Genomic DNA, 23,587 nt, shown 5'->3' on the forward strand with positions numbered 1-23,587 from the left:
CTAAACTGATAAGGTTTCCCCACAGCAGCACTAGAGCAACTTTGTTAATCAAAATTAATCGTGGATAGCAGCGCCCAACAACTTTGGCATAATCTCCTAGAGCGTCTAAAATTACTATTAACCCGTCCCGCTTTCGAGACTTGGTTTCAAACGGCGACGGTTAAAGAATGGCAAAACGATCGCTTAGTAATTCAGGCTGCCAATCCTTTTATTCTTAACCATCTTCAGAAAAATTATCTGTCAACAATTGCCGAAGTAGTGGAGGATATCGTCGGTTATCCCGTCGAGATTCAACTAACGGCAGAACAGGGCGATTCGATTGCTATTTTCCAGCCTAACAGTAGCTTAGAATCAGAATTACCCCCCAGTAATCAACTTAACCCTAAATATAATTTTTCCCGTTTTGTTGTCGGTCCAACTAATCGCATGGCCCACGCGGCTGCTTTAGCGGTGGCGGAATTACCCGGACGCGAATTTAACCCGCTTTTTCTCTGTGGTGGGGTGGGATTAGGTAAAACCCATTTAATGCAGGCCATCGGTCATTATCGTCTGGAATTATATCCTCAATCTAGGGTTTTTTATGTATCGACGGAACAATTTACGAATGATTTAATCACCGCTATTCGTCAAGATAGTATGGAAAGTTTTCGTAATCATTATCGCCATGCTGACATATTATTAGTAGATGATCTGCAATTTATTGAAGGAAAAGAATACACTCAAGAAGAATTTTTTCATACCTTTAATACCCTGCACGAAGCGGGAAAACAGGTGGTTTTAGCCTCCGATCGCCTGCCCAAACAGATTCCCAGTTTACAGGATCGTTTAATTTCTCGCTTTTCTATGGGATTAGTCGCCGATATCCAAGCACCGGATATCGAAACTCGTATGGCAATTTTACAAAAAAAGGCCGAGTACGAAAATCTGCGTCTCCCACGAGAAGTTATCGAATATATTGCCGTTAATTATACTTCTAATATTCGCGAATTAGAGGGGGCATTAATCCGGGCTACTACTTATATTTCTATCTCCGGATTGCCGATGACGGTGGAAAATATCGCGCCGGTTTTAAATCCACCAATGGCCAAAATTTCCACTTCTCCTGAGATTATTATGGCGGTAGTAGCGGAAAAGTTTCAACTCTCGATCGCCGATCTAAAGGGAAATTCCCGCCGACGAGAAATTAGTTTTGCCCGACAGATTGGAATGTATTTAATGCGTCAACACACGGATTTAAGCTTACCGCGCATTGGCGAAGAATTTGGCGGCAAAGATCACACCACCGTTATTTATAGCTGTGATAAAATTAACCTTTCCCAGCATCAAGACCGACAATTACAAGACATCTTAGCCCAAGTAATCGAGCGAATTAACTCCCTGAGTCGCAATCAATAGTCGGGGGTAATTATGAATTATGAATTATGAATTATGAATTATGAATTGGGGAGATGGGAGAATTATGAATTATGAATTATGAATTATGAATTGGGAATTATGAATTGGGGAGATGGGAGAATTATGAATTATGAATTATGAATTATGAATTATGAATTGGGGAGATGGGGTTTTTCAGTAAACAGTAATCAGTGAACTGAAAACTCACATCTGATAACTGATAACTGATAACTGATAACTGATAACTGAGATTAACTACAGGAGAATAAACTGGCAATTGTAGCGAGGAGACGAGAGGTCATGGGTAAACTATCGATCACCATAGCTGTACATAATAACATCATGTAAAGAATGGAATATTTAAACAGCGATCGAGCCATGTCCCGGTCAAAAGGATTCTGTTTTAATCGCCAAGCTTTTTTCAGGAAAACAAACCCTAAAATTAAAGCCGCTACACCATAAACCACACCACAGGCAGCCAAGGGATAAATCAGGAGGAAAGTGAAAGGAACGACGATTAAAGTATAGAGCCAAATCTGCTCGCTAGTGGCTTCTTCCCCTTTAACCACGGGCATCATCGGGATATCCACTTCTGCATAATCATCCTTGATCATTAAAGCTAAAGCCCAAAAATGGGGAGGAGTCCAAAGGAAAATAATGGCGAATAAAATCCAAGGAATCCAACCGAGATCGCCCGTTACTGCCGCCCAACCGACGAGGGGAGGAATCGAGCCAGCCGCACCGCCGATAACAATATTTTGGACACTATGACGCTTGAGCAGATGAGTATAAATCAGCATATAAAATGCGATGCCGGTCATTGCTAAAAATCCGCTCAAAGTATTGACAAAAAAGACAAAAAGTGCTAAGGAAAGGGAGGCTAAAACGAGGGCAAAAATGAGGGCGTGGAGGGGTTGCACGCGACCGGAGGGAATAGGACGGGCGCGGGTGCGAAGCATGGTGTGATCGATGTCGCGATCATAGATGCAGTTTAAGGTTTGAGCGGCGGCGGCGGCGAGAGTGCCACCGAGGAGGGTAAGAAAGAGTAAGAGGGGGGAAACCTGACCTTTAGAGGCGATTTCCATAGAAGCGGCCGTAGTAATCAGCAGTAGAGGAATAATTCGGGGTTTGGTGAGTTGATAATAACTTTTAGCGACTTGTAAAAAATTATCGTGGTGGCGAAGGGCTTGAGTTCCAGTCATCGTGATTAAATCCTTAGAGATGGCTTATAAGTAATGGGACAAAATTAACTTCTTGGTTAGGATGGGCAAAAGGCAAGAGGCACTCATGCAAGAGGTGGTTAGATATGTGCAATTAATTGTGTCTGGTTACTTAGGCGCGAAAGAACGATCGCGAAGGGCGAAAGTGGTAAAAGCGACGAGGGTTGCCACCAATAGCGCACCGATGCTATGGTGGGTAATGGTTAAGGGTTCCACCTGTAGATGCAGTTTCAGGGTGGCAACGCCCAAAAATACCTGTAGGGCGACTAATCCCCCGGCACTAAAAGCTAGTTTTCTGAGGAGAGGATGGATAGCGGCAGTTCGCCAAGCGAAGAAAACTAGGGTTAAAACCGAGATAGTGGCGGGAAAAACCCCGATAATGTGGCTATTCATCACGGTGCAGAGTTGGGAAACCGTTAAACACTGATGGGCAGCCCAACGGGAACCGACGAGACCGCCGAGGAGACATTGCAGATAAACTAGACCGGTGGCGACCATTCCCATCCCGGTTAGTTTTCCGACCGTACCTGTGCCACGGTAGGGAGTCAGACCGATAGCAATGACGATTAGGGTGGCAAAAAAGAGCAAAGCTGTGGCTAAATGGGCCGTTACGATGTCAAATCGCAGTAATTGGGTGACGGTTAATCCTCCCAGGACTCCTTGCAGGAGAATTAAAGACAAGGCAGCGATCGCCGAGGGCAACAGCCAAGGGGGAAGATGGCGACGATACCACCAAGACAGACCGACGAGAGCGAGCGTACTAAACCCGATCAAAGAGGCATCGAGACGATGAAACCACTCCAGAAATACCTGTAGATTCATCTGCTGACTGGGAATCCATTGACCGTAACAGAGAGGCCAATCGGGACAAGCTAAACCGGCGTTCATAACTCTGGTGGCAGCGCCCACCACCATGAGGGCGAAAGTAGCGATCGCAATTTTCCAGACTAAGCGGCGCATCCACACCTGAATATTGCCGGTTTCTCTTAGGGGTGTCGGGTTAAAAACAGATTCGGTCATCGGTTTGCCTGTTCTCCAGGAGTCTGTCATCAAAGATCATGGCTTTGTTTGCCAGTTAGTTATCACTGTGAATGAGTTTTTTTACGACCGGTAAAACCTTTTAGATATTCTTTAGATTTCTGGCCATTTCCGTTACATTTGTTTACATAAACTCAGAATAAGATATAAAAATTAGTTATTTAAAATACTTTCCCCGAAAACGATCCCAAAGAAAAGATGAAATTCTCAGAAGATGCCGGTTAAATTTCCCATCTATAGGGGAATCATGTTTTAGCCTTGAATAAGTAGCCACTATTGAAAATATTGAAAAGACCGTGAAAATTCCCAGCAGTATCCTGACGCTCGTACTCGGGATCACCCTAACCTTAATTAGTCTCTGGTATGGCCAAAATCATGGCTTAATGCCTGTGGCCGCTTCCGAAGATGCTCAGGAGATAGATAATATCTTTAATCTGATGATGACCATCGCCACGGGACTATTTTTAATAGTTGAAGGCGTGATTATCTATATAGTGATTCGCTTTCGCCGTAAACCGGGGGATCAAACCGACGGGCCGGCAGTGGAGGGCAATGTCCCCCTAGAAATCTTCTGGACAGCCATCCCGACGGTAATCGTTTTTATCCTTGCCGTCTATAGCTTCGAGATTTATAACAATATCGGCGGTCTCGATCCCTTGATTTCCAAGGGTGGCAAAGGAGAAATCGCCCACCACGGTCATCACCACGGCACGATGATAGCCCTGGGCGGCGATCGCAGAGTAGCCCTAGGTATCGGCAATTCCTACGATGGTGAAGGAGTTCCCCCCCTAGTGGTCAATGTTAAAGGCATTCAATACGCTTGGATCTTCACCTATCCCGAAACTGGCATTGTTTCTGGGGAACTGCACGCTCCCGTCAATCGCCCCGTGCAACTGAATATGGAAGCGGGGGATGTGATCCATGCTTTCTGGGTTCCCCAATTGCGTCTAAAACAGGACGTTATCCCCGGACAGGAAACGGTTTTATCGTTCACATCCAACCAAATTGGTCAATATCCGATCATTTGTGCGGAACTCTGCGGGGCCTATCACGGCGGTATGAAATCTAGCTTTGTGGTTCACTCCCAAGGGGATTACGACCAATGGGTGCAGGATAACACGATCGCCGAAGTTGACAGCGATCAAACCGTAGCTATGACCGCTAAAGATCGCTCTGATAGTCAATATTTGACCCCCTACACCGAAGAAATGGGCATAAATGGTGAAATCCTCGCCCAAGTTGCCCATCAGCAGCAAATGTAATTTTTCTTGTCATCTAAAATCTTGGTATTATGACAGCATCAACGGAAATAACCACCCCAGCAACCGTTCCCGAGGTGATCCATCACCGCAAGTGGACCGATTACTTTACTTTCTGCACCGATCATAAAGTCATCGGGATTCAATATCTGGTGACTGCCTTTCTTTTCTTCTTTATTGGCGGTGCTTTCGCGGAAGTGCTGCGGACGGAATTAGCCACTCCTGACCCCGATTTTGTCTCCCCGGAACTATATAACCAATTCATGACCATGCACGGAACGATCATGATCTTTCTTTGGATCGTTCCGGTTGGGGCAGGTTTTGCCAATTATCTCATTCCCCTGATGATTGGGGCGGAAGATATGGCTTTTCCTCGTCTTAACGCTGTGGCTTTCTGGCTTAACCCCCCCGGCGGGCTGCTATTATTATCCAGTTTCTTTGTCGGCGCACCCCAGTCGGGTTGGACTTCCTACCCACCTTTAAGCTTAATTAGCGGCAAATGGGGGGAAGAATTGTGGATTTTGAGCCTTTTATTGATCGGGACTTCTTCGATTTTAGGCTCGATTAATTTCATCACCACGATCCTGAAAATGCGGATTCCTGAGATGGATTTGTACAGTATGCCGCTATTTTGTTGGGCAATGCTGGCCACCTCGACTCTGGTACTGCTTTCCACCCCCGTTCTCGCTTCTGCTCTTGTTCTCTTGTCCTTTGATTTAATCGCCGGCACGAGCTTTTTTAATCCCGCTGGCGGCGGCGATCCGGTGGTTTATCAGCATATGTTCTGGTTTTACTCCCATCCTGCCGTTTATATCATGATTTTGCCCTTTTTCGGCACGATATCGGAGATATTACCGGTTCATGCGCGTAAACCGATTTTTGGTTATCGAGCGATCGCCTATTCCAGTCTCACCATCTGTTTCTTGGGTTTAATCGTTTGGGCCCACCATATGTTCACCAGCGGCACCCCCGGCTGGTTACGGATGTTTTTCATGGCGGCAACCATGTTAATCGCCGTTCCCACGGGCATTAAAATCTTTAGTTGGTGTGCCACCCTTTGGGGGGGTAAACTTAGTCTCAATACGTCTTTATTATTTGGGATCGGTTTCCTGTCTTCTTTCCTCATCGGTGGTTTGACCGGGATTATGTTGGCTTCCGTTCCCTTCGATATCCACGTCCACGATACCTATTTTGTCGTCGGTCACTTCCACTATGTACTATTTGGTGGTACGGCAATGGCCCTATTTGCTGCCGTTTACCATTGGTTCCCGAAAATGACCGGACGGATGTATAACGAAACTCTCGGTCGTATCCACTTTGTTCTCACTTTTATCGGTTTGAATTTAACTTTCATGCCGATGCACGAATTGGGATTATTGGGTATGAACCGTCGTATTGCTCTGTATGATGTGCAGTTTCAGGGTTTAAATGTTCTTAGTACCGCAGGGGCTTATATTCTCGGTATATCGAGTATTCCCTTCGCTATTAATATGGTCTGGAGTGCCTTTAAAGGTCAACCCGCCGGCCGTAATCCTTGGCGCGCTTTAACCCTAGAATGGCAAACCTCCTCTCCCCCAATTATCGAGAATTTCGAGGAAATGCCGATTCTTTGGTCCGGCCCCTACGATTACGGTATTGATATGGAGGAATCGGAAGAAGAGGAATCAGTACAAGATCTGCTGGCCGAAGTGGGCGCAGAATCGCAATAATCAGTTATCAGTTATCAGTTATCAGTTATCAGTTATCAGTTATCAGTTCACTGATTGCTGTTTACCGAAAAAAAGCTTCCCACTTCCCACTTCCCACTTCCCACTTCCCACTTCCCACTTCCCACTTCCCACTGATCACTGAAAAAAAGCTTCCCGTCTCCCGTGTAAACTAAGGATATTCAATTATGCAAGGTTCAACGCTCGAAGATTCTCAACTCTCTGTCAATTATCATCAGGAAACGGTGGAACACGGACATCATGGCCACCCAGATCATCGCTTATTCGGTGTGGTTTTGTTTCTAGTGGCGGAAAGTTCCATCTTTTTAGGCTTATTTGCCGCTTTCTTGTTCTACCGTACCATGTTACCCGTTTGGCCCCCCGCCGGCACGCCAGAATTAGAGTTAACCCTACCGACAATTAACACGATTATTCTGGTGTCCAGTAGTTTTGTTATGCACATAGGACAAAAGGCGATTAAACAAAACAATAATGCCGGTTTACAATTGTGGTTCGGCATTACTGCTCTGATGGGAATTATCTTCCTTTGTGGTCAAGGATACGAATATTATCACGCTGAATTCGGTCTGACAACTAATGTTTTCACCAGCGCTTTTTATGCCTTAACCGGATTCCACGGTCTCCACGTTACTTTTGGTTTAGTGCTGATTCTATCTGTTCTCTGGCGTTCTCGTCAAAAAGACCACTATTCTAGTCAATCTCACTTTGGTGTGGAAGCAGCAGAATTATACTGGCATTTCGTCGATGTGGTCTGGATTATCCTGTTTTTACTGGTGTATATCTTGAGATAATTTTGGTTATTTAGTAGGAGAAAAGGGCGATCGCTTGATCGCCCTTTTTTGTATATGAGGATCGCCTAAGTCTTTTTCCAGTGCTTCAGCAGTCCAGTATTGCTTAAGCTTTTTCATAGTGCCTCTAGGACAGATACAATGTGTTTTTCGTCAATGCCTTCGGTTAGAAGACCCGACCATGCACAAAAATTAATGACCATTCTAGACGTTTGGTTGTAGAATGGCAACAATTCTTAATTTCCCCTTTACCTTAAATGTGCTAGAAGCTGCTCGGTTGGGGTGCTAGACTACCCTCTGCGGTAATTATGCCCAAATTGAGGTGATTAAACCGCCCTAGTTAAGGGGGTGGAGGACACTTTTTATCAATACAGTATTTTACTACTTTGTCAATTTTGAGAATTCTTGCCCCAAGAGCAATATAACCGTACTTCCCTTCAATTTTTACTGGTGCTAGACCTTCAGCAAAACTGCCCGCATCATCAAATTGGGGGGAAATAACAAATTTGCCGTTTCTGTCGAGATAACCCCAATTAGTAGCAGGATACCAGCCGCCGGCATCTCTACCTCCACCACTGGTGGCTACAGCAGCTAACCCTTCAGAAAAACTCTGCGTCCCTGTCAAATCTACATCATCTTCGGGATCATCTTCGGGCGATTTAATAACTACATTCCCAGTTTTATCGATATAGCTATAATCGCAATAGTTGGCAGCCGAGCAAGCTCCCTCATTCAGTTCTACAGAGGCTAATCCTGATGAGAAATTTCCCGAAACAAAAGTATCAAAATCAGGACGATTAATGACAAATTTGCCTTCTTGATTAATATATCCATTACCAGATTGAGATTGTGCGGCGGCTAAGTCTTCAGAAAAGTTATAAGCAATAGAGAATTTAAAAGGAAGCACTAGCTCTCCTTTTTGGTTAATATAACCGTACTTTTGTTGGTAAGAATAATCTGGTTCTTCTGTCTCTTTTCCTACCACAGCTAACCCTTGAGCAAATTCTGAGGCTGAATCAAACTGAGGGGAAATCATTATCTTCCCTTGCTTGTTAATATAGCCCCATTTATTATCAATTTTCACTGGTGCTAATCCCGATGAAAAGTTACCAGCGTCCTCAAATTGTGGCTCAATTACAGTTTTTCCTGTTTGATTTATGTAACCATATCGCTCTACACTTCCATTCCCATCAGAATCTATGCCAATCCAAGCCAAACCTGATGAAAAATCCCCCGCTTGTTTGAATTGGAGGGGAATTACTATTTTACCTTTTAAGTCAATATAACCATAGTTATCGATCTCTTTGAAACCATAATATGTATCTATATCTAAGGGTTTTCCTGTTCCGACCTTAGCTAATCCTTCCGAAAAAGAGCCAGCATCATCAAACTGTGGAGCAATGACAATTTTCCAATTTATTGGCTGCTGTGTTGCCAAGTTCGTTGTCGCAAGTGAGAACACAGAATAAACAATAGTTAACAATAAGGCTGTCAACAACAATCGGAAGAAAAGCCTAACATTCTTTAACATGACATTTAACGATTCATAACTATAGTCATTTTAATTAAAATCGAGAATATCAATGCCATAGTTCATAAGTACCTAGGCATCGATAGTGATTAGACCCCACAGTGCGGTATTGGGTTTTATTGAGGGGGTGTCGGACCGATGGGGTAGGATAGTAGGACAGAGGAGGAGGCTCGACCGCAGAGAGCGGTATAATTAATATTTAGATGCCTCCATGGCTAACTTGAAGTGAGAGTATATGTTTAAAGAAACTACTTATTTGCATAAGTTCAGTTATTTTCTTGGATTGGTTCGAGAGATTGGCGGCTGGGATTTCCTATCCCGCTATGTAGTACGAGCATTTTATAAAATAACCAAGCTCAACCAGAAAATGGTTCTATTTAATAATGTAGAAATGACTCTGCCCTATGATAGTCGATTCGGAACGGAAATTTTCCTCAAGGGAAGCAAGTTAGATTGGGGATCTGAAATTATCCTTCATCGGTTCTTAGATATTAATAAAGACTTTATTGATGTTGGGGCTAATATTGGTTATTACAGTTTACTGGCTGCTCCTTCATCTAATCAGGTTTATGCCTTTGAACCCGATCCGAGAATGGTTGAACACTTAAAGAGAAATCTTTCCCAGTTTCCCAATTGTCATGTTCTAGAAGAAGCACTTTTTTCCGAGCCTGGCACTATGGATCTTAATTTGAACTCAATACCTGAACTAAATTCGCTGGTTAGGCATAGTACCCAAGAGAACAAGGTGACAGTCAAGGTAAATACTTTAGATCAATTGATGTCTGATTATCCGTCACTGAGTGTTTCCTGTATCAAAACAGATGCTGAAGGGGCAGACTTCGATATACTAATTGGTGGCAAAAATCTTCTAATTCGAGATCAACCTTTGGTCTTGTCGGAAATTTATCCGACAAACAAGCTCCTTGAATTCCTTAAATCTATTGAATTTACCTGTTTTGCTTTCGTCAAATCTAAGGATGAGAATGGAGATAATTTCCAACCAAAATTCATCAAGATTGAAACAAAACCGATCAACTCTCGCATTAAAATGATTTTCTTAGTTCCTCCTAGGCTCTTGTCAAGGTTTGAAGAGCTAAAAGATGTCTAACACTGCTTATTCCTAGGAGTGCGATTGCCATAGCTGTAGAGTGCCTTCCCTGATGTGGCTCCTACTGCCGCACCGATAGTTTTTTGGGAATGCACCATGCTCATTCATTCGAGCAATTGAGCGAAAAAATCGGGTCGAAAACCTCACCTTAAGGCGAAAAGTTTTTGAAGCAGGGCATAAATCCCCGTTACAAAAACTGACCCCTGCCCCCTGCCTTCGTTAACCGTTCTGTTGAAGTTATCAAGGAGTCAAAAATATGAAGATTTGCCAACCATTGAATCAAAGGAGGTAAAGGGCATAATTGAACCTAAAACCCCATACATCGCTCCAGTTTTAGCCAGGAAAAAGAGGTGAATAACAATGAAAAAATCAATTGTTAAATCGATACTTGCTGTATTATTAGCTACTGTTTTTCTGACTTTTCCCTATGGATTAGTTAACAGTGCCTTAGCCCAAACTCTCCCCCCAACTGTTACTATAACACCTTCCCCTCAAACTACCTCCCCAACTGTTACGACAACACCTTCCCCTCAAATTCAATGTGGGACTGGTGCAAAGTTCTCTCTCTTCCCGTTCCTCATAGCATTAGGGGGTGTTTTGGGTTTCTATACAATTACTGTTTTGTCGGTAAGCTTGGACAACAACTATAATTTTAGCAAATTATGGGTTAAGCCTGTAGCTTTGACAGCAGGACAGTTTGGTCAAGCTAGTCTTTCCAATTTTCAAATTTTTGGTTTCACCTTAGTGGTGCTATTTCGACTTCTATACACCCTGGCCAGTTGTGGAGCGCTGAGTGGGCTATCAGATGACATTCTTTTACTACTAGGTATCAGTGCCGTTGGCACAACTGGTTCCAAGGTTATCGCATTGGGAAATAAACGACTGACATTCTCTAATTGGGCCTGGTTGCGAAATCATCAATGGCTGACCATTGGTGAAAAAGGTTACGAGGGGGGAAAACCAAAATTAGACGATGCAAAATGGAGCGACTTAATCAAAAGTGGTGGATCATTGGATGTTTACAGCTTTCAACTATCAGGTTTTAGCTTGTTGGTGGCTGCTAGCTTATTGGTCGGTATTGGTTCAGATCTGGCGAATTTTACTTTACCATCAAACTTTCTTTCTATTCTTGGACTGAGCAACGCTGTCTATCTAGGAGGAAAAGTTACAGAGCCAAATTCTTACGAAGAACTCAACCAAAAAATCGATGAATTACGGACGGAAGAAACCGACTTAATTTCTCAACACCCTAATATTCAACCCGAAAGTTATGGAAAGTATATTGCCAAAGCGCGTATTGTTGCAGCGATGCTCAGGTCATTTTACGGTCAGCAAGGAACTTTTAGTGGTAATCCTACCATTGACCTTAGTAACCTGATGCCATATATTCCTCAAGAAGATCAGAAGTTTCAGTCAGCGATCCCTAAATGACCAAATTGCGCTCCCTAGGGAGCTTGCCCTATTTATTGTCTGGCTGACCTTGTACCCATGTCAGTAAGTGGCTGGTTATAATTAGGGGCTGCTGAATAATGGTAAAACCCTTTTAAAATAAGGCTTTTGACCTGTTAAAGTCCGATGTTAGTGCTGCGAAAATAGGATTGGGACTTTCAAAAACCTTGCATTATCCTTCTTGTGGTACATCGCTTGGTACAAAAAACAAGGGCAACAAAGCCTGAAACGACCGGCCACTGACTCCTGACTCCTACCCCCACCAACAAACTTTTTGCCGCAAACCCTACTTAAATCGGGTTATTATAGCTAGTTTTTGGCTGTTAGCAATTATAGCTCTCAAAAGGGGGTGGGAATGATTAGATCAATTTTAGTTTCGGTCTGAGGATGACGAAAAGATAATTGTTTAGCGTGTAGGTATAAACGGTCAGACTGCTTACCATTATACAAAAGATCGCCTAAAATTCCTATCCCTAATCCCGCTTGACTATGAACGCGAATTTGATGGGTTCTTCCCGTATAGGGAATAAATTCGAGGCGAGAATAATTGCCTTCTTTACCGACAACTTTAAAATAGGTTTGACTAGCTTTCCCCCTTTGCCAATCCACAGTTTGATAGGGTCGATTTTGCGGATTTCCCCAGAGAGGTAGGTCAATTATACCCGATTCTCGCTCAATAATTTCTGATAGTATAGCTTCGTAGATTTTCTCCACTTCTCGCCGTTGAAATTGTTGGGATAAACAACGATAAATATCTAAACTTTTAGCCAGTAATAATATACCAGAAGTTTCTCGATCTAAACGATGAACGGGAATGAGATTTTTTCCCTGACGACGAAAACGATTGACCACGGCATCTTGACTATCTTGATAACGTCCTGCTACCGATAATAATCCCGCAGGTTTATTAATAGCAATTATTCCCTCGTCTTCGTAGATAATTTCTAGGGATGAACGTAAACCAGAGAGTAAAAAACCCATGAGAGGTTGACATCTTTCTTGACAAGCGCCATAAAATTCTCCCTGTTTTCTATCTCGATTCGATTCTCCCCACCAAAATTCGGCCATAGCGATGGGTTTTAATCCTTTCATAGCGGCATAATTTAATAATTTTGGGGCGCAACATTCTCCTGTTCCTGTTGGTAACAAATTACTGCCCATCAATTTAGCCAAGGAGAGAGATTGTCCAGAAAAGTTATTTAAACAGTAGGATTGATACAGCAATTCCTGTAACTGTTTGGAGAGGTTCCTCCGCTGTTGCTTAAGTTCAATAATTCTCTGATTGGCGAAGTTTATTTTCTCAATTAAGGGTTTTAAAACTTGTTTTTGTTCCTGTTTTAATTGCTTTCTTGCTCTTTTTTCCTGACGACTGATATTATTTAAATTTTCTAATTCTTCTGGGTTTAAATCTCCTAAATTTCTTAACCTATATCGTTCCTGTTTATGGTTTTGATGTTGTTGCTGTAAAGCTTGTATTTTGCACTCAAAATTTGCTTGATTGAGTCGATATAAATTAAGTTCGGGAATTGATTGTAGGTCAATAATTTCCTGTTTAATTGTTTCTAAAAGTTGCAAAACTCGCTTTTCTTCCAGCACAATTTTTTCTCTACCCACCAGAGACGGAACCCAGCCATCGGCTTCTCCCTGTCCAGAAAAAGCTTTTAAAACTTCTATTTCGCCAGCGGCATTTTCTCCTAACAAAATTCCATACATTTTACCTTGAGGATTGGTGATAGTTGTCATCAAATCTTGGGCGATTTTTTCAGCCAAAAGAGTGCGGGGCAAGCGCAATAACTCGCCCGTTTCGGGACAAATTCCTTGATAATAATAGGTAACTTCCTTCACTCTTTAAGAACAGGAAAAGGGCTAGAAATCCCCCTAAGAAAAACAATTGGCAAAGAAATCGATAGTTTCCTGTAAAGCGACAATAAAGCTATCAATTTCTTCGCGGGTATTATAAAAATATAGACTCGCCCGAGCGCTGCCGGAAGCATCAAAAAGGCGGTGTAGAGGTTGGGTACAGTGATGACCGGAACGAATAGCAATTCCTTCGTGGTCTAATAAAGTGGCTAAATCACTAGCATGAATCCCTTCCACATTAAAGGCGGCTAAACTAGCCCGACCCTGGCCCGTTAAACTAGGTGATGGCCCGTAAATTCTTAAACCCTCAATTTCTCCTAATTTTTTGAACAAATGGGCGGTTAATTCTTCCTCGTAGGCATGAATATTATCCATCCCTAAACCCATTAAATATTCTACCGCAGCACCGAGAGCAATCGCTTCGCCAATAGCGGGGGTTCCCGCTTCAAATTTGTGGGGCAGTTCGGCACAGGTAAAATGGTCTAAATAGACTTCTGCAATCATTTCGCCACCACCAAAAAAGGGCGGCATTGCCTCTAAAATGGCCTCTTTGCCGTACAAAAATCCAATACCGGTGGGGGCGCACATTTTATGACCACTAGCCACCAACCAATCACAATCCATGGACTGCACATCAATGGCTAAATGGGGGACACTTTGACAGGCATCAATTAATACTTTCGCCCCGACTTGATGGGCAAGGCTGACTATTTCGGCAACGGGATTAATACAGCCTAATGTATTAGAAACATGGAGGACAGCCACTAATTTAGTTTTGTCCGACAATAAGGATTTATATTGTTCTAAATCAAAGCTTTCTTCGCTAGTTAACTGCACATATTTAATCACTGCCCCCGTCTTTTGGCAGACAATTTGCCAGGGGATTAAATTACTGTGGTGTTCCATCACCGAGAGAATAATTTCATCCCCTGCTTTCAGGGTATTTAACGCCCAACTGTAGGCGACTAAATTAATCGCTTCCGTGGCGTTGCGAGTATAGACAATTTCCTGACGAGAAGCGGCATTAATAAACCTAGCCACCTTATCTCTGGCCCCTTCGTAGGCTTCCGTTGCCCGGACACTTAAAGTATGCGCCCCCCGATGCACATTGGCGTTATCTTTTTCGTAATAGTTTCGCAGGGTTTCTAATACTTGAATGGGTTTTTGGGAAGTGGCGGCACTATCGAGATAGATAAGGGGTTTATCGTGTACGTTTTGATGGAGGATAGGGAAATCGGCGCGGACTTTTTGGGCGAGGGTTTTTTCTTGGATAATTGTCATTTTAGTCAGGAGTCAGAGGGGTACTTTGGGCAGGTTGACACCCACCCCGGCAGAGTTATTCCACACTGCGACAGGCGACACATTGCCCCAATCTTTGGCGGAGGGATTCTAGAGGAATTTTAGCTAAAATCTCGGCCGAGAAAGCATCAATTAACAAACTGCGGGCAGTGTCGGCACTTAAGCCCCGGCTTTGCAGATAGAATAAATCATCTGCTTCCAGTTGGCTAACGGTTGCCCCGTGGGAACATTTGACGTTATCGGCGGTAATTTGTAATTCTGGTTTGGTGTTGACTCGTGCCTTGTTAGAAATTAACAAATTCCGATTTAACTGGGAGGCGTTGGTTAATTGGGCAGGTTTGGGAACAAACACTTTACCATTAAAGATGGCGTGAGCGCTACCATCAACGATACATTTATGCAGTTGGTTGGCGATGCCGTGGGGATGGTTGAGATAGATGGCGCTGTGGGTATCGGCGGTTTGTTGTCCGGTAATCATGGCTAATCCGTGCAGATTTGTCTCGGTTTGTTCCCCTTTTTGCAGGATATCGAGGTTATGACGGCAGAGTTTAGCTCCTAGATTTATCTCGTTGAGAGTGTAACGGCTATCGCGTCCTTGTTCAATTATCGTGCGTCCGATGTGAAAACCATCTCCCGATTCCCGTTGTACTCTGGTATGGATGACCTCGGCGTTGGCTTCGAGGTAAATTTCTGTGACAGCGTTGGTAAAATAAGAGTAATTTACAGGTAAATCGGAGCAATGTTCGGCTAAAGCCCCGTAATTCTCGATAATATTGACACTAGCTCCTGTTTCCGCCACGATTAGGCTATGGGGCTGATAAAAGCGGGGAATTTCCTCCACAACGGTGATAAATAGGAGATGTATCGGGGTTGTGACGACGGTGTTAGCGGTGACGTGAATTACTGCCCCATCGCTTAGTCCAGCTTGGTTGAGTGCGGTAAAAAATTCGGGGGTTTTTTCTTTCCCTAGATAGTTGACAAGAACATCTTTTTGTGCATTGGCGAGATTGCTGACGCTGACACCGGGGGGTAAAGCGGAGATATCGGACAATTCAGGCTGATAAATGCCGTTAACGAAGACTAAACGGCTGTTTTTGGCTTCGGGCAGTAAAAAAACAGCTAGGGCATTTTTATCGATTGTAACGGGTTGGGGGACGCGAAAATCGATCGCCCAGAGTTGACTTAAATCGGTGAATTGCCATTCTTCATCTTTTCTGCCAGGAATGGCTAATTCTTGAGCTTTACTGGCTCCCGATTCTCTTAATTCGAGAATTTTACCGTTATCGATAGTGGGAACCGTTTCTCGCGACAATTTTAACAATAATTCTCCTGATTGTTCAGGTTTCGTGATTATGGCTGTCATTGGTAGGTGGGGGTGGGGGTTGGGGTGTGGGAATTATGAATTATGAATTATGAATTATGAATTGGGGAGAGGGTAGAGAGGAGAGGGGGAGAATAAGTAAAAATAATCTCCTGACTTGAAAGAGGGTGTGGGGTGTAGGGTGTGGGGTGTGGGGTGTGGGGTAGTGGGGTAGTGGGGTAGTGGAGCATTTGGCTGAAATTTCCCTAAACCCCTAAATCCCCCCGTAACGCGCACGCAGTGACCACCCTATCTCCCGACTCCTGAATACTGAATACTGAATACTGAATACTGATAACTGATAACTGATAACTGATAACTGAATACTGAATACTGATAACTGGTAACTGGTAACTGATAACTGATAGCTAGATTATTTAACGGCTAATACTTGTTCATCGAGGAAATCGTAGCCAGTTCTTTCTAATTCGAGGGCTAATTCTTTACCGCCACTGGTGACAATGCGCCCATCGTACATAACATGAATAACATCGGGTTCAATGTAGTTGAGCAGACGCTGATAGTGAGTGATAAGTAAAAAAGCGTTATCGGGAGTAGCTAAGTGATTGACTCCCTGGGCAACAATTCGCAAAGCATCGATGTCTAAACCGGAGTCAATTTCATCGAGAATTCCTAAAGTAGGTTCTAATAAAGCCATTTGTAGGATTTCATTACGTTTTTTCTCACCACCGGAGAAACCTTCGTTTAAACTTCTGCCAAGAAAGCTAGGATTCATCTGGACAACTTCTAGTTTTTTCTCGACTAATTCCTCAAAGTCAAAACTATCTAATTCTTCCGAGCCTAGATGTTTTTGTCTGGCATTATAGGCAACGCGAAGAAAATCTAGGTTACTAACGCCGGGGATTTCTAAGGGATATTGGAAAGCGAGAAAGATACCCATAAGCGCTCGTTCATCGGGTTCTTTGTCTAAAAGATTTTCACCTTTATAAATTATTTCTCCCCCAGTTACTTCATAATCGGGATGTCCAGCGATTACTTTGGAAAAGGTACTTTTTCCTGAGCCATTGCGCCCCATAATTGCGTGGGTTTCCCCTGCTTTAATTTCTAGGTTAACTCCTTTGAGAATCTGGTTTCCGTCAATACTAGCGGTCAGATTTTTTACCGATAAAATTACTTCACTCATGAGATGTTTTTCTAGAACAAAAATATTAGTTTTGGTGGTTGACGGCGAATCATCAATTGATGGATAAATTGTCTTAGCTTTTGGTGGGTTACGGCTATCGCCTAACTTAGCTTTTGGTGGGTTACGGCTATCGCCTAACTTAGCTTTTGGTGGGTTACGGCTATCGCCTAACCCACCCTACTTTATTGATTATCCGACGGTTCCTTCTAGCTTGAGACTGAGGAGTTTATCAGCTTCGGCGGCGAATTCCATCGGTAATTTACTGAGGACATCTTTACAGAAACCACTGACTAACATAGAGACAGCATCTTCCTCGGAAATGCCCCGTTGTGCGAAGTAGAATAATTGGTCTTCACCGATTTTAGAAGTAGAAGCTTCGTGTTCTACTTTAGCACTGTTGTTATCCACCTGAATATAGGGAAAAGTGTTAGCTTCGGCATTATCTCCAATCAGCATAGAATCACACTGGGAGTAATTTCTTGCTCCCTTGGCTTTCGGTCCCATTTTCACTAACCCGCGATAACTATTTTGGGAATTACCCGCCGAAATTCCCTTAGAAATAATGGTACTCTTGGTGTTGCGGCCAATGTGAATCATTTTCGTCCCTGTATCGGCCTGTTGTTTGTTATTAGTTAGGGCAATTGAGTAGAATTCCCCGACGGAATTATCGCCGACTAAGACACAACTGGGATACTTCCAAGTAATCGCTGAACCAGTTTCCACCTGCGTCCAAGAAATTTTAGAATTAACTCCTTTACAAAGACCCCGTTTAGTGACGAAATTGTAAATACCTCCCTTACCATTGGCATCGCCAGCGTACCAATTTTGCACCGTCGAATATTTAATATCCGCATTATCGAGGGCGACTAATTCCACGACGGCGGCATGAAGTTGATTACTATCGTACATCGGAGCGGTGCAACCCTCTAAATAACTTACCGATGCCCCTTCTTCAGCGACAATTAAAGTTCTTTCAAATTGTCCGGTCTCACCGTTATTAATCCGAAAATAGGTGGACAATTCCATCGGACAGACGACACCTTTGGGTATAAAAACAAAGGAACCATCGCTAAAAACGGCCGAATTAAGAGCGGCAAAATAATTATCACCCACGGGGACTACACTGCCGAGATATTTTTGTACTAATTCGGGATGTTCCTGTAAAGCTTCCGAAATAGAACAGAAAATAACCCCCTGTTCTGCTAGTTTTTCCTTAAAAGTTGTGGCGATAGAAACGCTGTCAAAGATAGCATCGACGGCGACGTTAGAAAGGCGTTTTTGTTCCGAAAGGGGAATGCCTAATTTTTCAAAGGTTTCGATTAAAGTGGGGTCAACTTCTTCAAGACTGTTGAGTTTTTCTTTTTTCTGTTTGGGTGCAGAGTAGTAGATAATATTTTGATAATCAATGGCAGGATAGGAAACGTGCGGCCAACTGGGTTCGGTCATCTTTTGCCATTGATGGTAGGCCCGGAGACGAAAATCGAGCATGAATTCCGGTTCCTTTTTTTTCGCCGAAATTAGGCGAATAATCTCCTCATTCAAACCGCGAGGGATGGTTTCCGATTCGATATCGGTGATGAAACCGTACTTGTAGGGTTGGTTAACGAGGTTTTTAACGGTGGTTGCACTCATGGGGGTTAGTGTTCTCTCTACGCGGTAGGCAGGGGAGGCAGTTAAACAACTTTCTTGTTGTTTAAATTGATTATATAATAGATTAACAACAAAGCTGTTGTCAAAGTCACGGAAAATTTGAGAGGATGCTGGTAAACCTCTGTTATTCAGGTTACTCTGGAAGGGTAATTGGCCGCTTCTTGACTCTCAGCAATTGTACGCTAAAGCCTCTGTTTTTGGTATCATGACCACGACTCAACCCGCCTCGACGAAAGACGATATTCTACAATATTTGCTCAAAAACGGTCAATCTACCGCCCAAGACTTGGCTGAAGAGTTAAGTATTAGTCCGCAAGCGACGCGCCGCCATCTTAAGGATTTGGAGGGGGAAGGACTGATCGAATATTTTGCGGTACAAAATAAGATAGGACGGCCTCAGCACATTTATCGTCTCAGTCGTCAAGGTCGTAGCCGTTTTCCCCATAATTACGATAATTTCGCCGTTTCTTTCCTCAATACTCTCGTGGAGACGGTGGGAGAGCAACAGGTGGGGGAAATTCTCAAAAAACAGTGGCAACGCAAAGCGGCAGAATATCAATTACGCCTCGGTAAGGGGTCTTTAGGGGAAAGAATGAGAAAATTGCTAGAAATTCGCCAAGAGGAGGGTTATATGGCAGAATTAGTGGCACTGGAAGCAGAAAATAGTTATGTCCTGGCCGAGCATCATTGCGCTATTGCTGAGGTGGCTGGTTCCTATCCCAGTATCTGTGGCCATGAATTAGAAATGTTTGCCATGCTGCTGCCCGATTGTACGATCGAACGGACTCACTGGATCAATCAAGGTGAGCAACGATGTGGTTATCTAATTAAGTGCAAGGGTTGAAAGGGGGAGATTAGAGATTTTCATCGGGATTTATGCCCAATTCCCGCAGTTTAGCCGCTAATTTTGCGGATTTCTGCCTTTCGTGTTCAACTTGGGTTTCTGCCTGTTGTGCCGCTTCTGCGGGAGTGGGTACTAATTCGCCTTCGGGGGTAAAATAGCGCAATTTATTGGCGAATAAACCCAAATATAAGCCTAATTGTTGACTCCAGAGCCGTCCCTGAGCATTGGGGGTAATCGGTTGATATTGACCGCTAATTAGAGTAAATCCTTCAAATTCTAAGCTTTCTGGGTCAAACCAAAAATAATCGGGAGTGCGAAATATATCTTGATAAATTTGTTTTTTCTCCTCTCGGTCAACTTTGGCGGTACTATCGGAGAGAATTTCGATAATTAAATTGGGATATTTGCCCTCTTCTTGCCAAACTACCCAACTTCTGCGGTTAGGATTGGGATTTGTCCCCAAAACCACGAAAAAATCAGGACCACGGCAGAATTCTGACTTTTTCTGGTTGGGACTGTAATAAATGGTTAAATTGCCGGCGGTAAAATAATCTTCTCGCTCGCGCCACCACCATTCTAAACACTGAATTAATAAAATAATTTGTTGTAGATGTAGGTTACTTTCCAAAGGGGGTTCATCACTCCAAAATTCGCCTTCTGGGAAGATTATCTCAGGGTTTACATGAGACTCCACTAGGGGTAAGCTTTGAGCGATAGTCATGGTTTTCCAACAGAGATAGGTTGATAATTAATTAGACGGTATTTGTCATCATCTCTAGACTACCCCGAAAACCAGAGACTTTTTACCTCACCTAACCCGCACCGCTGCCCAATAAAAATAAACTTAACAGGGTGCCACCATTCCAGAGACTATGAACCAACATCGAGGATAATAAATTTTTCGAGCGGGTGTAAACAAAGCCAAGAACACAACCTAGGACGGTTAAAGGCAGCACTTCTGACAAATTTTGGTGAGCAAGGGCAAAAATCAAACTACTAAGAGCAATCGCACCCCAGACGGGTAGATAACGAGTCAAAGAAGCTAGTAAAAAGCCGCGAAAGACAATTTCCTCGAAAAAAGGAGCGGCAAGGGAAGCAGTAAAGCCAAAACAGAGCAAAGCGAAGGTATTCTGGGATTCTAGGGCTAAAGTCAGCAGCGGGTTACTACCCCCTTGTCCTTGCCAAATTAGTTGATTGAGCAAAGAAACGATAATAACCAGGGGTAAAGCGACAAAATAGCCGGCTAATCCCCAGAGAAACCAAGGACTAAAGAGTTTAAAACGAAACCAATCGGGAGGTAAAGGACGAAAAGGCTTGATTGCTAGGTATAAAACCGATAAACTGCTCAATGTTAAGGCTAAATAACTAACTACAACGTATATTGCTTTAGCTTCTAGGTTAAATTTTTCGGGATTGAGACTCAAGAAACTCGATAAAATCCCGAAAATTACCGGTAAAACAATTTGTCCGACGAAAAAGAAACCAATAATTATTCCCCACCAGAGGGTTTCTCCTCCCCACTTAGTTTGCCAAGCGAGACTATCATCTAAAAAGAGCAGCGATTGCCGTTTGCGGAGCAGCCACTGCACTAATAAAAAGACCAACAGCAGAAAACCGATTAAACCGCCGATAAGAGGCAACACAGCCAGTAAAATTAGTTTAATTAAGGCATTAGCCGCCACTTCACTCTGTTCTTCCTCTAAAGCGAGTAAATCCTCTTGACGATTTTCGAGACTATATAATTTTTCCAGAATGGTATAACGAAACCATCCTTGAAAATTGCGCTCGATTCTCGCTTCAGCATCGGGGGCAATTTGGGGGGGTTCACTGTACAATCCCTCTAACAGCAGCGCATTTTTTAAAACAGCAGGTTTATAGTTCTCAAATTCTGATTTTTCCTTGATGTTTTGCCAGATTTGCCTTGCCGCATCCAAGTCACCTTGACTAGCTTGAATGAGACTTAATTTTAGCTCTAAATCCTTTAGGGAATTGATTTCCCGCTCAAGGGATTTTTTTTGTTCGGGATTAACTGCTGATTTTTTTAGTTCGGTGATTGTTTTTTTGGTACTTTTCTGGGCTGATAAATACTGTTCCTCGGCAGTGATATAAGGCTCTTCACCGATCAGGGAAGTTTGAATTAGTTTAAGATTAGCAAATTCCTCGCTATTAGGATCAGCATCGCTGCTTAGAGTCGTAGCTTGTAGATTGAGATTGGTTTGATACAGTTGAATATTCGATTGGATTTGAGGCTGATTAACACTAGAAATTAAAGCTGTAACCACTGGAGTTAAAGCAATAATTGTTAAGACAAAAGCGATCACTTGTTTGAGACTTTGCCAGGGGAGTTTTTTTGAAAAATTATCGAACATGAAAATAGGGAATTGGGAGTTAGGGGTTAGATGGTGGGGTTTTAGGGTTTTAGGGTTTTAGGGTTTTGGGGTTCTAGGGTTTTAGTTGAATTTCCCCATTTCCCCATTCCCCTATTCCCTAATTATTAACTAACTACTTGAGAAAAAAGCTTTTCGTATTGATCCAAAGTCTTTTCAAAGGCATAATTTTCCTCCGCGTATTGTCGTCCCTTTTCTCCTAGTATAGTTGCTAAATCTGGGTTTTTGTATAGCTTTAAAATAGCTGTAGCTAATGCCTCCGGATCTTCAGGATTAACCACCAAACCACCACCACTACGCTCGATCGCCCTAGCAGCAGTTCCATCGGCGGGAACAGAAGCAATAATAGCACGACCACTAGCTAATAATACCTGAATTTTGGACGGCATATTAAAGGAAATAACGTTATGTTTTTGCATCACCATACCCACATCAGCAGCGGCTAACATTTCTGGTAATTTTTCCCGGGGTTGAAAGGGTAATAAAAGCACATTACTGGCCCCCTGTTGTTGGCGATACTTTTCTAGGCGATCGAGGGCCTCTTTTTTACCAACAATTACCACTTTAATCTCAGGAATATTAACTAATTGAACTGCGGCATCGATCAGGGTTTCTAAGGGTTGAGTTAGGGCAATATTGCCAGAATATAAAACAATAAACTTGCCCTCAAGATGATTTTCTTGGCGGAAATAATTATGGTTTTTCGGCAAAGGTTTAATAAAGCTGACATCCACCCAATTAGGAATTTCAATAATTTTCTGACTCGGCACATTTTTAGTGAGGAGATTTTTGGTAAAACCATCGGCAATAACTGAGATTTTGCTGGCAGTTTTGTAGGCAAATTTTTCGAGACGACTAAAAACTTTAATCATTTTCTGATTAGTTAATAATCCCACATGAACTGCCGCATCAGGCAGAATATCCTGCAAATTTAGAATGATCGGTACCCCGTATAATTTACTCAATAAAGCGGCGGGAACGCAAACGGGTAATCCGGGGACAGTTAAGAAAATTAGATCGGGTTTTTCGCCTTTGAGAGCCTGAAAGAAACTCAAAAAAACAAAGCTCAATTCAAAGAAAATTCGATTTTTTAAACTTCTTTGGGGACGGGCCCAGACGTAGGAACGTTGAATTTTAACACCATTTCGTTCTTCTTCTAGATAGATTTTTCCTCGGTATTCGGGATCGATTTCACTATTAGGATACCAAGGAAAAGCGGTTAAAACCCTGACTTGATGACCTCTTTTAACCAATCCCTCCGCCAATTCTGTCATTAGGGGAGCAATGCCGATCGGTTCGGGATAATAGTTATAAGAATAGAGCAAAATTCGCATAGGGATGGCAATTTGGTTGGGCGATTCAGTTTCATGATTTTATCAATAGTTACTGGTTTTTTGACAAATCGGATTCGCCTTTGTCAGGGATTACCCTAGAAAGAGGTGAGGATTCGGTCAGAGATGCGGAAAAAAAGGGAAATTAGCTGATCAATTAATGCTCAAAACCCCTAACTATTCCTCCTTACCCCGGC

18 protein-coding genes are annotated in these 23,587 nt (G+C 43.0%); 7 read left to right on the top strand and 11 right to left on the bottom strand.

All coding sequences use genetic code 11. The annotated features are described in order from the left end of the window. Positions 1-60: 60 nt before the first annotated feature. Positions 61-1,395: a chromosomal replication initiator protein DnaA gene (gene dnaA, locus B5D77_RS00005; RefSeq protein WP_008202069.1), complete on the top strand. Its 1,335-nt coding sequence runs from the start codon at positions 61-63 to the stop codon at positions 1,393-1,395. 251 nt (positions 1,396-1,646) lie between these two features. On the opposite strand, the gene B5D77_RS00010 is transcribed toward dnaA, so the two are convergent. Both B5D77_RS00010 and B5D77_RS00015 read right to left on the bottom strand, forming a co-directional pair. Beyond that, on the bottom strand, positions 1,647-2,597 hold the full coding sequence (locus B5D77_RS00010) for a heme o synthase (protein ID WP_008202059.1): 951 nt from the start codon (positions 2,595-2,597) through the stop codon (positions 1,647-1,649). A 126-nt stretch (positions 2,598-2,723) separates the two neighbouring features. Next, entirely contained in the window at positions 2,724-3,635 is a 912-nt protein-coding gene (locus B5D77_RS00015; protein WP_008202058.1) for a heme A synthase, read from the bottom strand. 314 nt (positions 3,636-3,949) lie between these two features. Between B5D77_RS00015 and B5D77_RS00020 the strand changes: the two genes are divergently transcribed. The 3 genes from B5D77_RS00020 (at position 3,950) to B5D77_RS00035 (ending at position 7,430) form a co-directional block, all read left to right on the top strand. Next, the gene (locus B5D77_RS00020; protein WP_106908031.1) at positions 3,950-4,915 is read left to right on the top strand and encodes a cytochrome c oxidase subunit II; all 966 of its coding nucleotides are present in this window, start codon (positions 3,950-3,952) and stop codon (positions 4,913-4,915) included. Between the two features lie 29 nt (positions 4,916-4,944). Continuing rightward, positions 4,945-6,621, top strand: coding sequence for a cytochrome c oxidase subunit I (ctaD, locus tag B5D77_RS00025; protein WP_008202056.1), 1,677 nt, complete (start codon positions 4,945-4,947; stop codon positions 6,619-6,621). A gap of 185 nt (positions 6,622-6,806) precedes the next feature. Then, entirely contained in the window at positions 6,807-7,430 is a 624-nt protein-coding gene (locus B5D77_RS00035) for a heme-copper oxidase subunit III (protein WP_002738397.1), read from the top strand. A 337-nt stretch (positions 7,431-7,767) separates the two neighbouring features. Here the strand turns inward: B5D77_RS00035 and B5D77_RS00040 are convergent, their stop codons facing one another. Further along, entirely contained in the window at positions 7,768-8,958 is a 1,191-nt protein-coding gene (locus B5D77_RS00040) for a WG repeat-containing protein (RefSeq protein WP_008202055.1), read from the bottom strand. Between the two features lie 235 nt (positions 8,959-9,193). On the opposite strand from B5D77_RS00040, the gene B5D77_RS00045 reads away from it, so the two are divergent. Together B5D77_RS00045 and B5D77_RS00050 are read left to right on the top strand one after the other, a co-directional pair. Continuing rightward, positions 9,194-10,066 carry an FkbM family methyltransferase gene (locus B5D77_RS00045; protein WP_106908032.1) on the top strand — a complete coding sequence of 291 codons (873 nt, stop codon included), beginning with the start codon at positions 9,194-9,196 and terminating at the stop codon, positions 10,064-10,066. A 360-nt stretch (positions 10,067-10,426) separates the two neighbouring features. After that, on the top strand, positions 10,427-11,497 hold the full coding sequence (locus tag B5D77_RS00050; RefSeq protein WP_008202052.1) for a hypothetical protein: 1,071 nt from the start codon (positions 10,427-10,429) through the stop codon (positions 11,495-11,497). A gap of 357 nt (positions 11,498-11,854) precedes the next feature. Here B5D77_RS00050 and B5D77_RS00055 read toward each other — a convergent pair whose 3' ends face one another. From B5D77_RS00055 to sufB, 5 genes are all read right to left on the bottom strand, one after another. Next, a complete protein-coding gene (locus B5D77_RS00055; RefSeq protein WP_008202050.1) occupies positions 11,855-13,360 on the bottom strand; it encodes an RluA family pseudouridine synthase in 1,506 nt (501 codons plus the stop codon). 33 nt (positions 13,361-13,393) lie between these two features. After that, positions 13,394-14,656: a SufS family cysteine desulfurase gene (locus tag B5D77_RS00060; RefSeq protein ID WP_008202048.1), complete on the bottom strand. Its 1,263-nt coding sequence runs from the start codon at positions 14,654-14,656 to the stop codon at positions 13,394-13,396. A gap of 55 nt (positions 14,657-14,711) precedes the next feature. Further along, a complete protein-coding gene (gene sufD, locus B5D77_RS00065; protein ID WP_106908033.1) occupies positions 14,712-16,037 on the bottom strand; it encodes a Fe-S cluster assembly protein SufD in 1,326 nt (441 codons plus the stop codon). Positions 16,038-16,407: 370 nt separating this feature from the next. Continuing rightward, positions 16,408-17,178, bottom strand: a complete 771-nt coding sequence (sufC, locus tag B5D77_RS00070) for a Fe-S cluster assembly ATPase SufC (RefSeq protein ID WP_008202043.1) — start codon at positions 17,176-17,178, stop codon at positions 16,408-16,410. 189 nt (positions 17,179-17,367) lie between these two features. After that, the gene (sufB, locus tag B5D77_RS00075) at positions 17,368-18,810 is read right to left on the bottom strand and encodes a Fe-S cluster assembly protein SufB (RefSeq protein WP_008202041.1); all 1,443 of its coding nucleotides are present in this window, start codon (positions 18,808-18,810) and stop codon (positions 17,368-17,370) included. A gap of 223 nt (positions 18,811-19,033) precedes the next feature. Here sufB and sufR point away from each other — a divergent pair, with 223 nt between their 5' ends. Beyond that, positions 19,034-19,672 carry an iron-sulfur cluster biosynthesis transcriptional regulator SufR gene (sufR, locus tag B5D77_RS00080; RefSeq protein ID WP_008202039.1) on the top strand — a complete coding sequence of 213 codons (639 nt, stop codon included), beginning with the start codon at positions 19,034-19,036 and terminating at the stop codon, positions 19,670-19,672. Positions 19,673-19,682: 10 nt separating this feature from the next. Here the strand turns inward: sufR and B5D77_RS00085 are convergent, their stop codons facing one another. From B5D77_RS00085 to B5D77_RS00095, 3 genes are all read right to left on the bottom strand, one after another. Continuing rightward, positions 19,683-20,393, bottom strand: coding sequence for a Uma2 family endonuclease (locus B5D77_RS00085; RefSeq protein ID WP_106908034.1), 711 nt, complete (start codon positions 20,391-20,393; stop codon positions 19,683-19,685). Positions 20,394-20,484: 91 nt separating this feature from the next. Then, positions 20,485-22,041 (bottom strand): type II CAAX endopeptidase family protein, encoded by a 1,557-nt coding sequence (locus B5D77_RS00090; protein ID WP_106908035.1) that lies wholly within the window; start codon positions 22,039-22,041, stop codon positions 20,485-20,487. A gap of 125 nt (positions 22,042-22,166) precedes the next feature. Further along, positions 22,167-23,393, bottom strand: coding sequence for a glycosyltransferase family 4 protein (locus tag B5D77_RS00095; RefSeq protein WP_008202032.1), 1,227 nt, complete (start codon positions 23,391-23,393; stop codon positions 22,167-22,169). Positions 23,394-23,587: the final 194 nt, after the last annotated feature.

It is taken from the genome of Microcystis sp. MC19, from assembly GCF_003019735.1.
In the GTDB taxonomy this organism is placed as follows: Bacteria; Cyanobacteriota; Cyanobacteriia; order Cyanobacteriales; family Microcystaceae; genus Microcystis.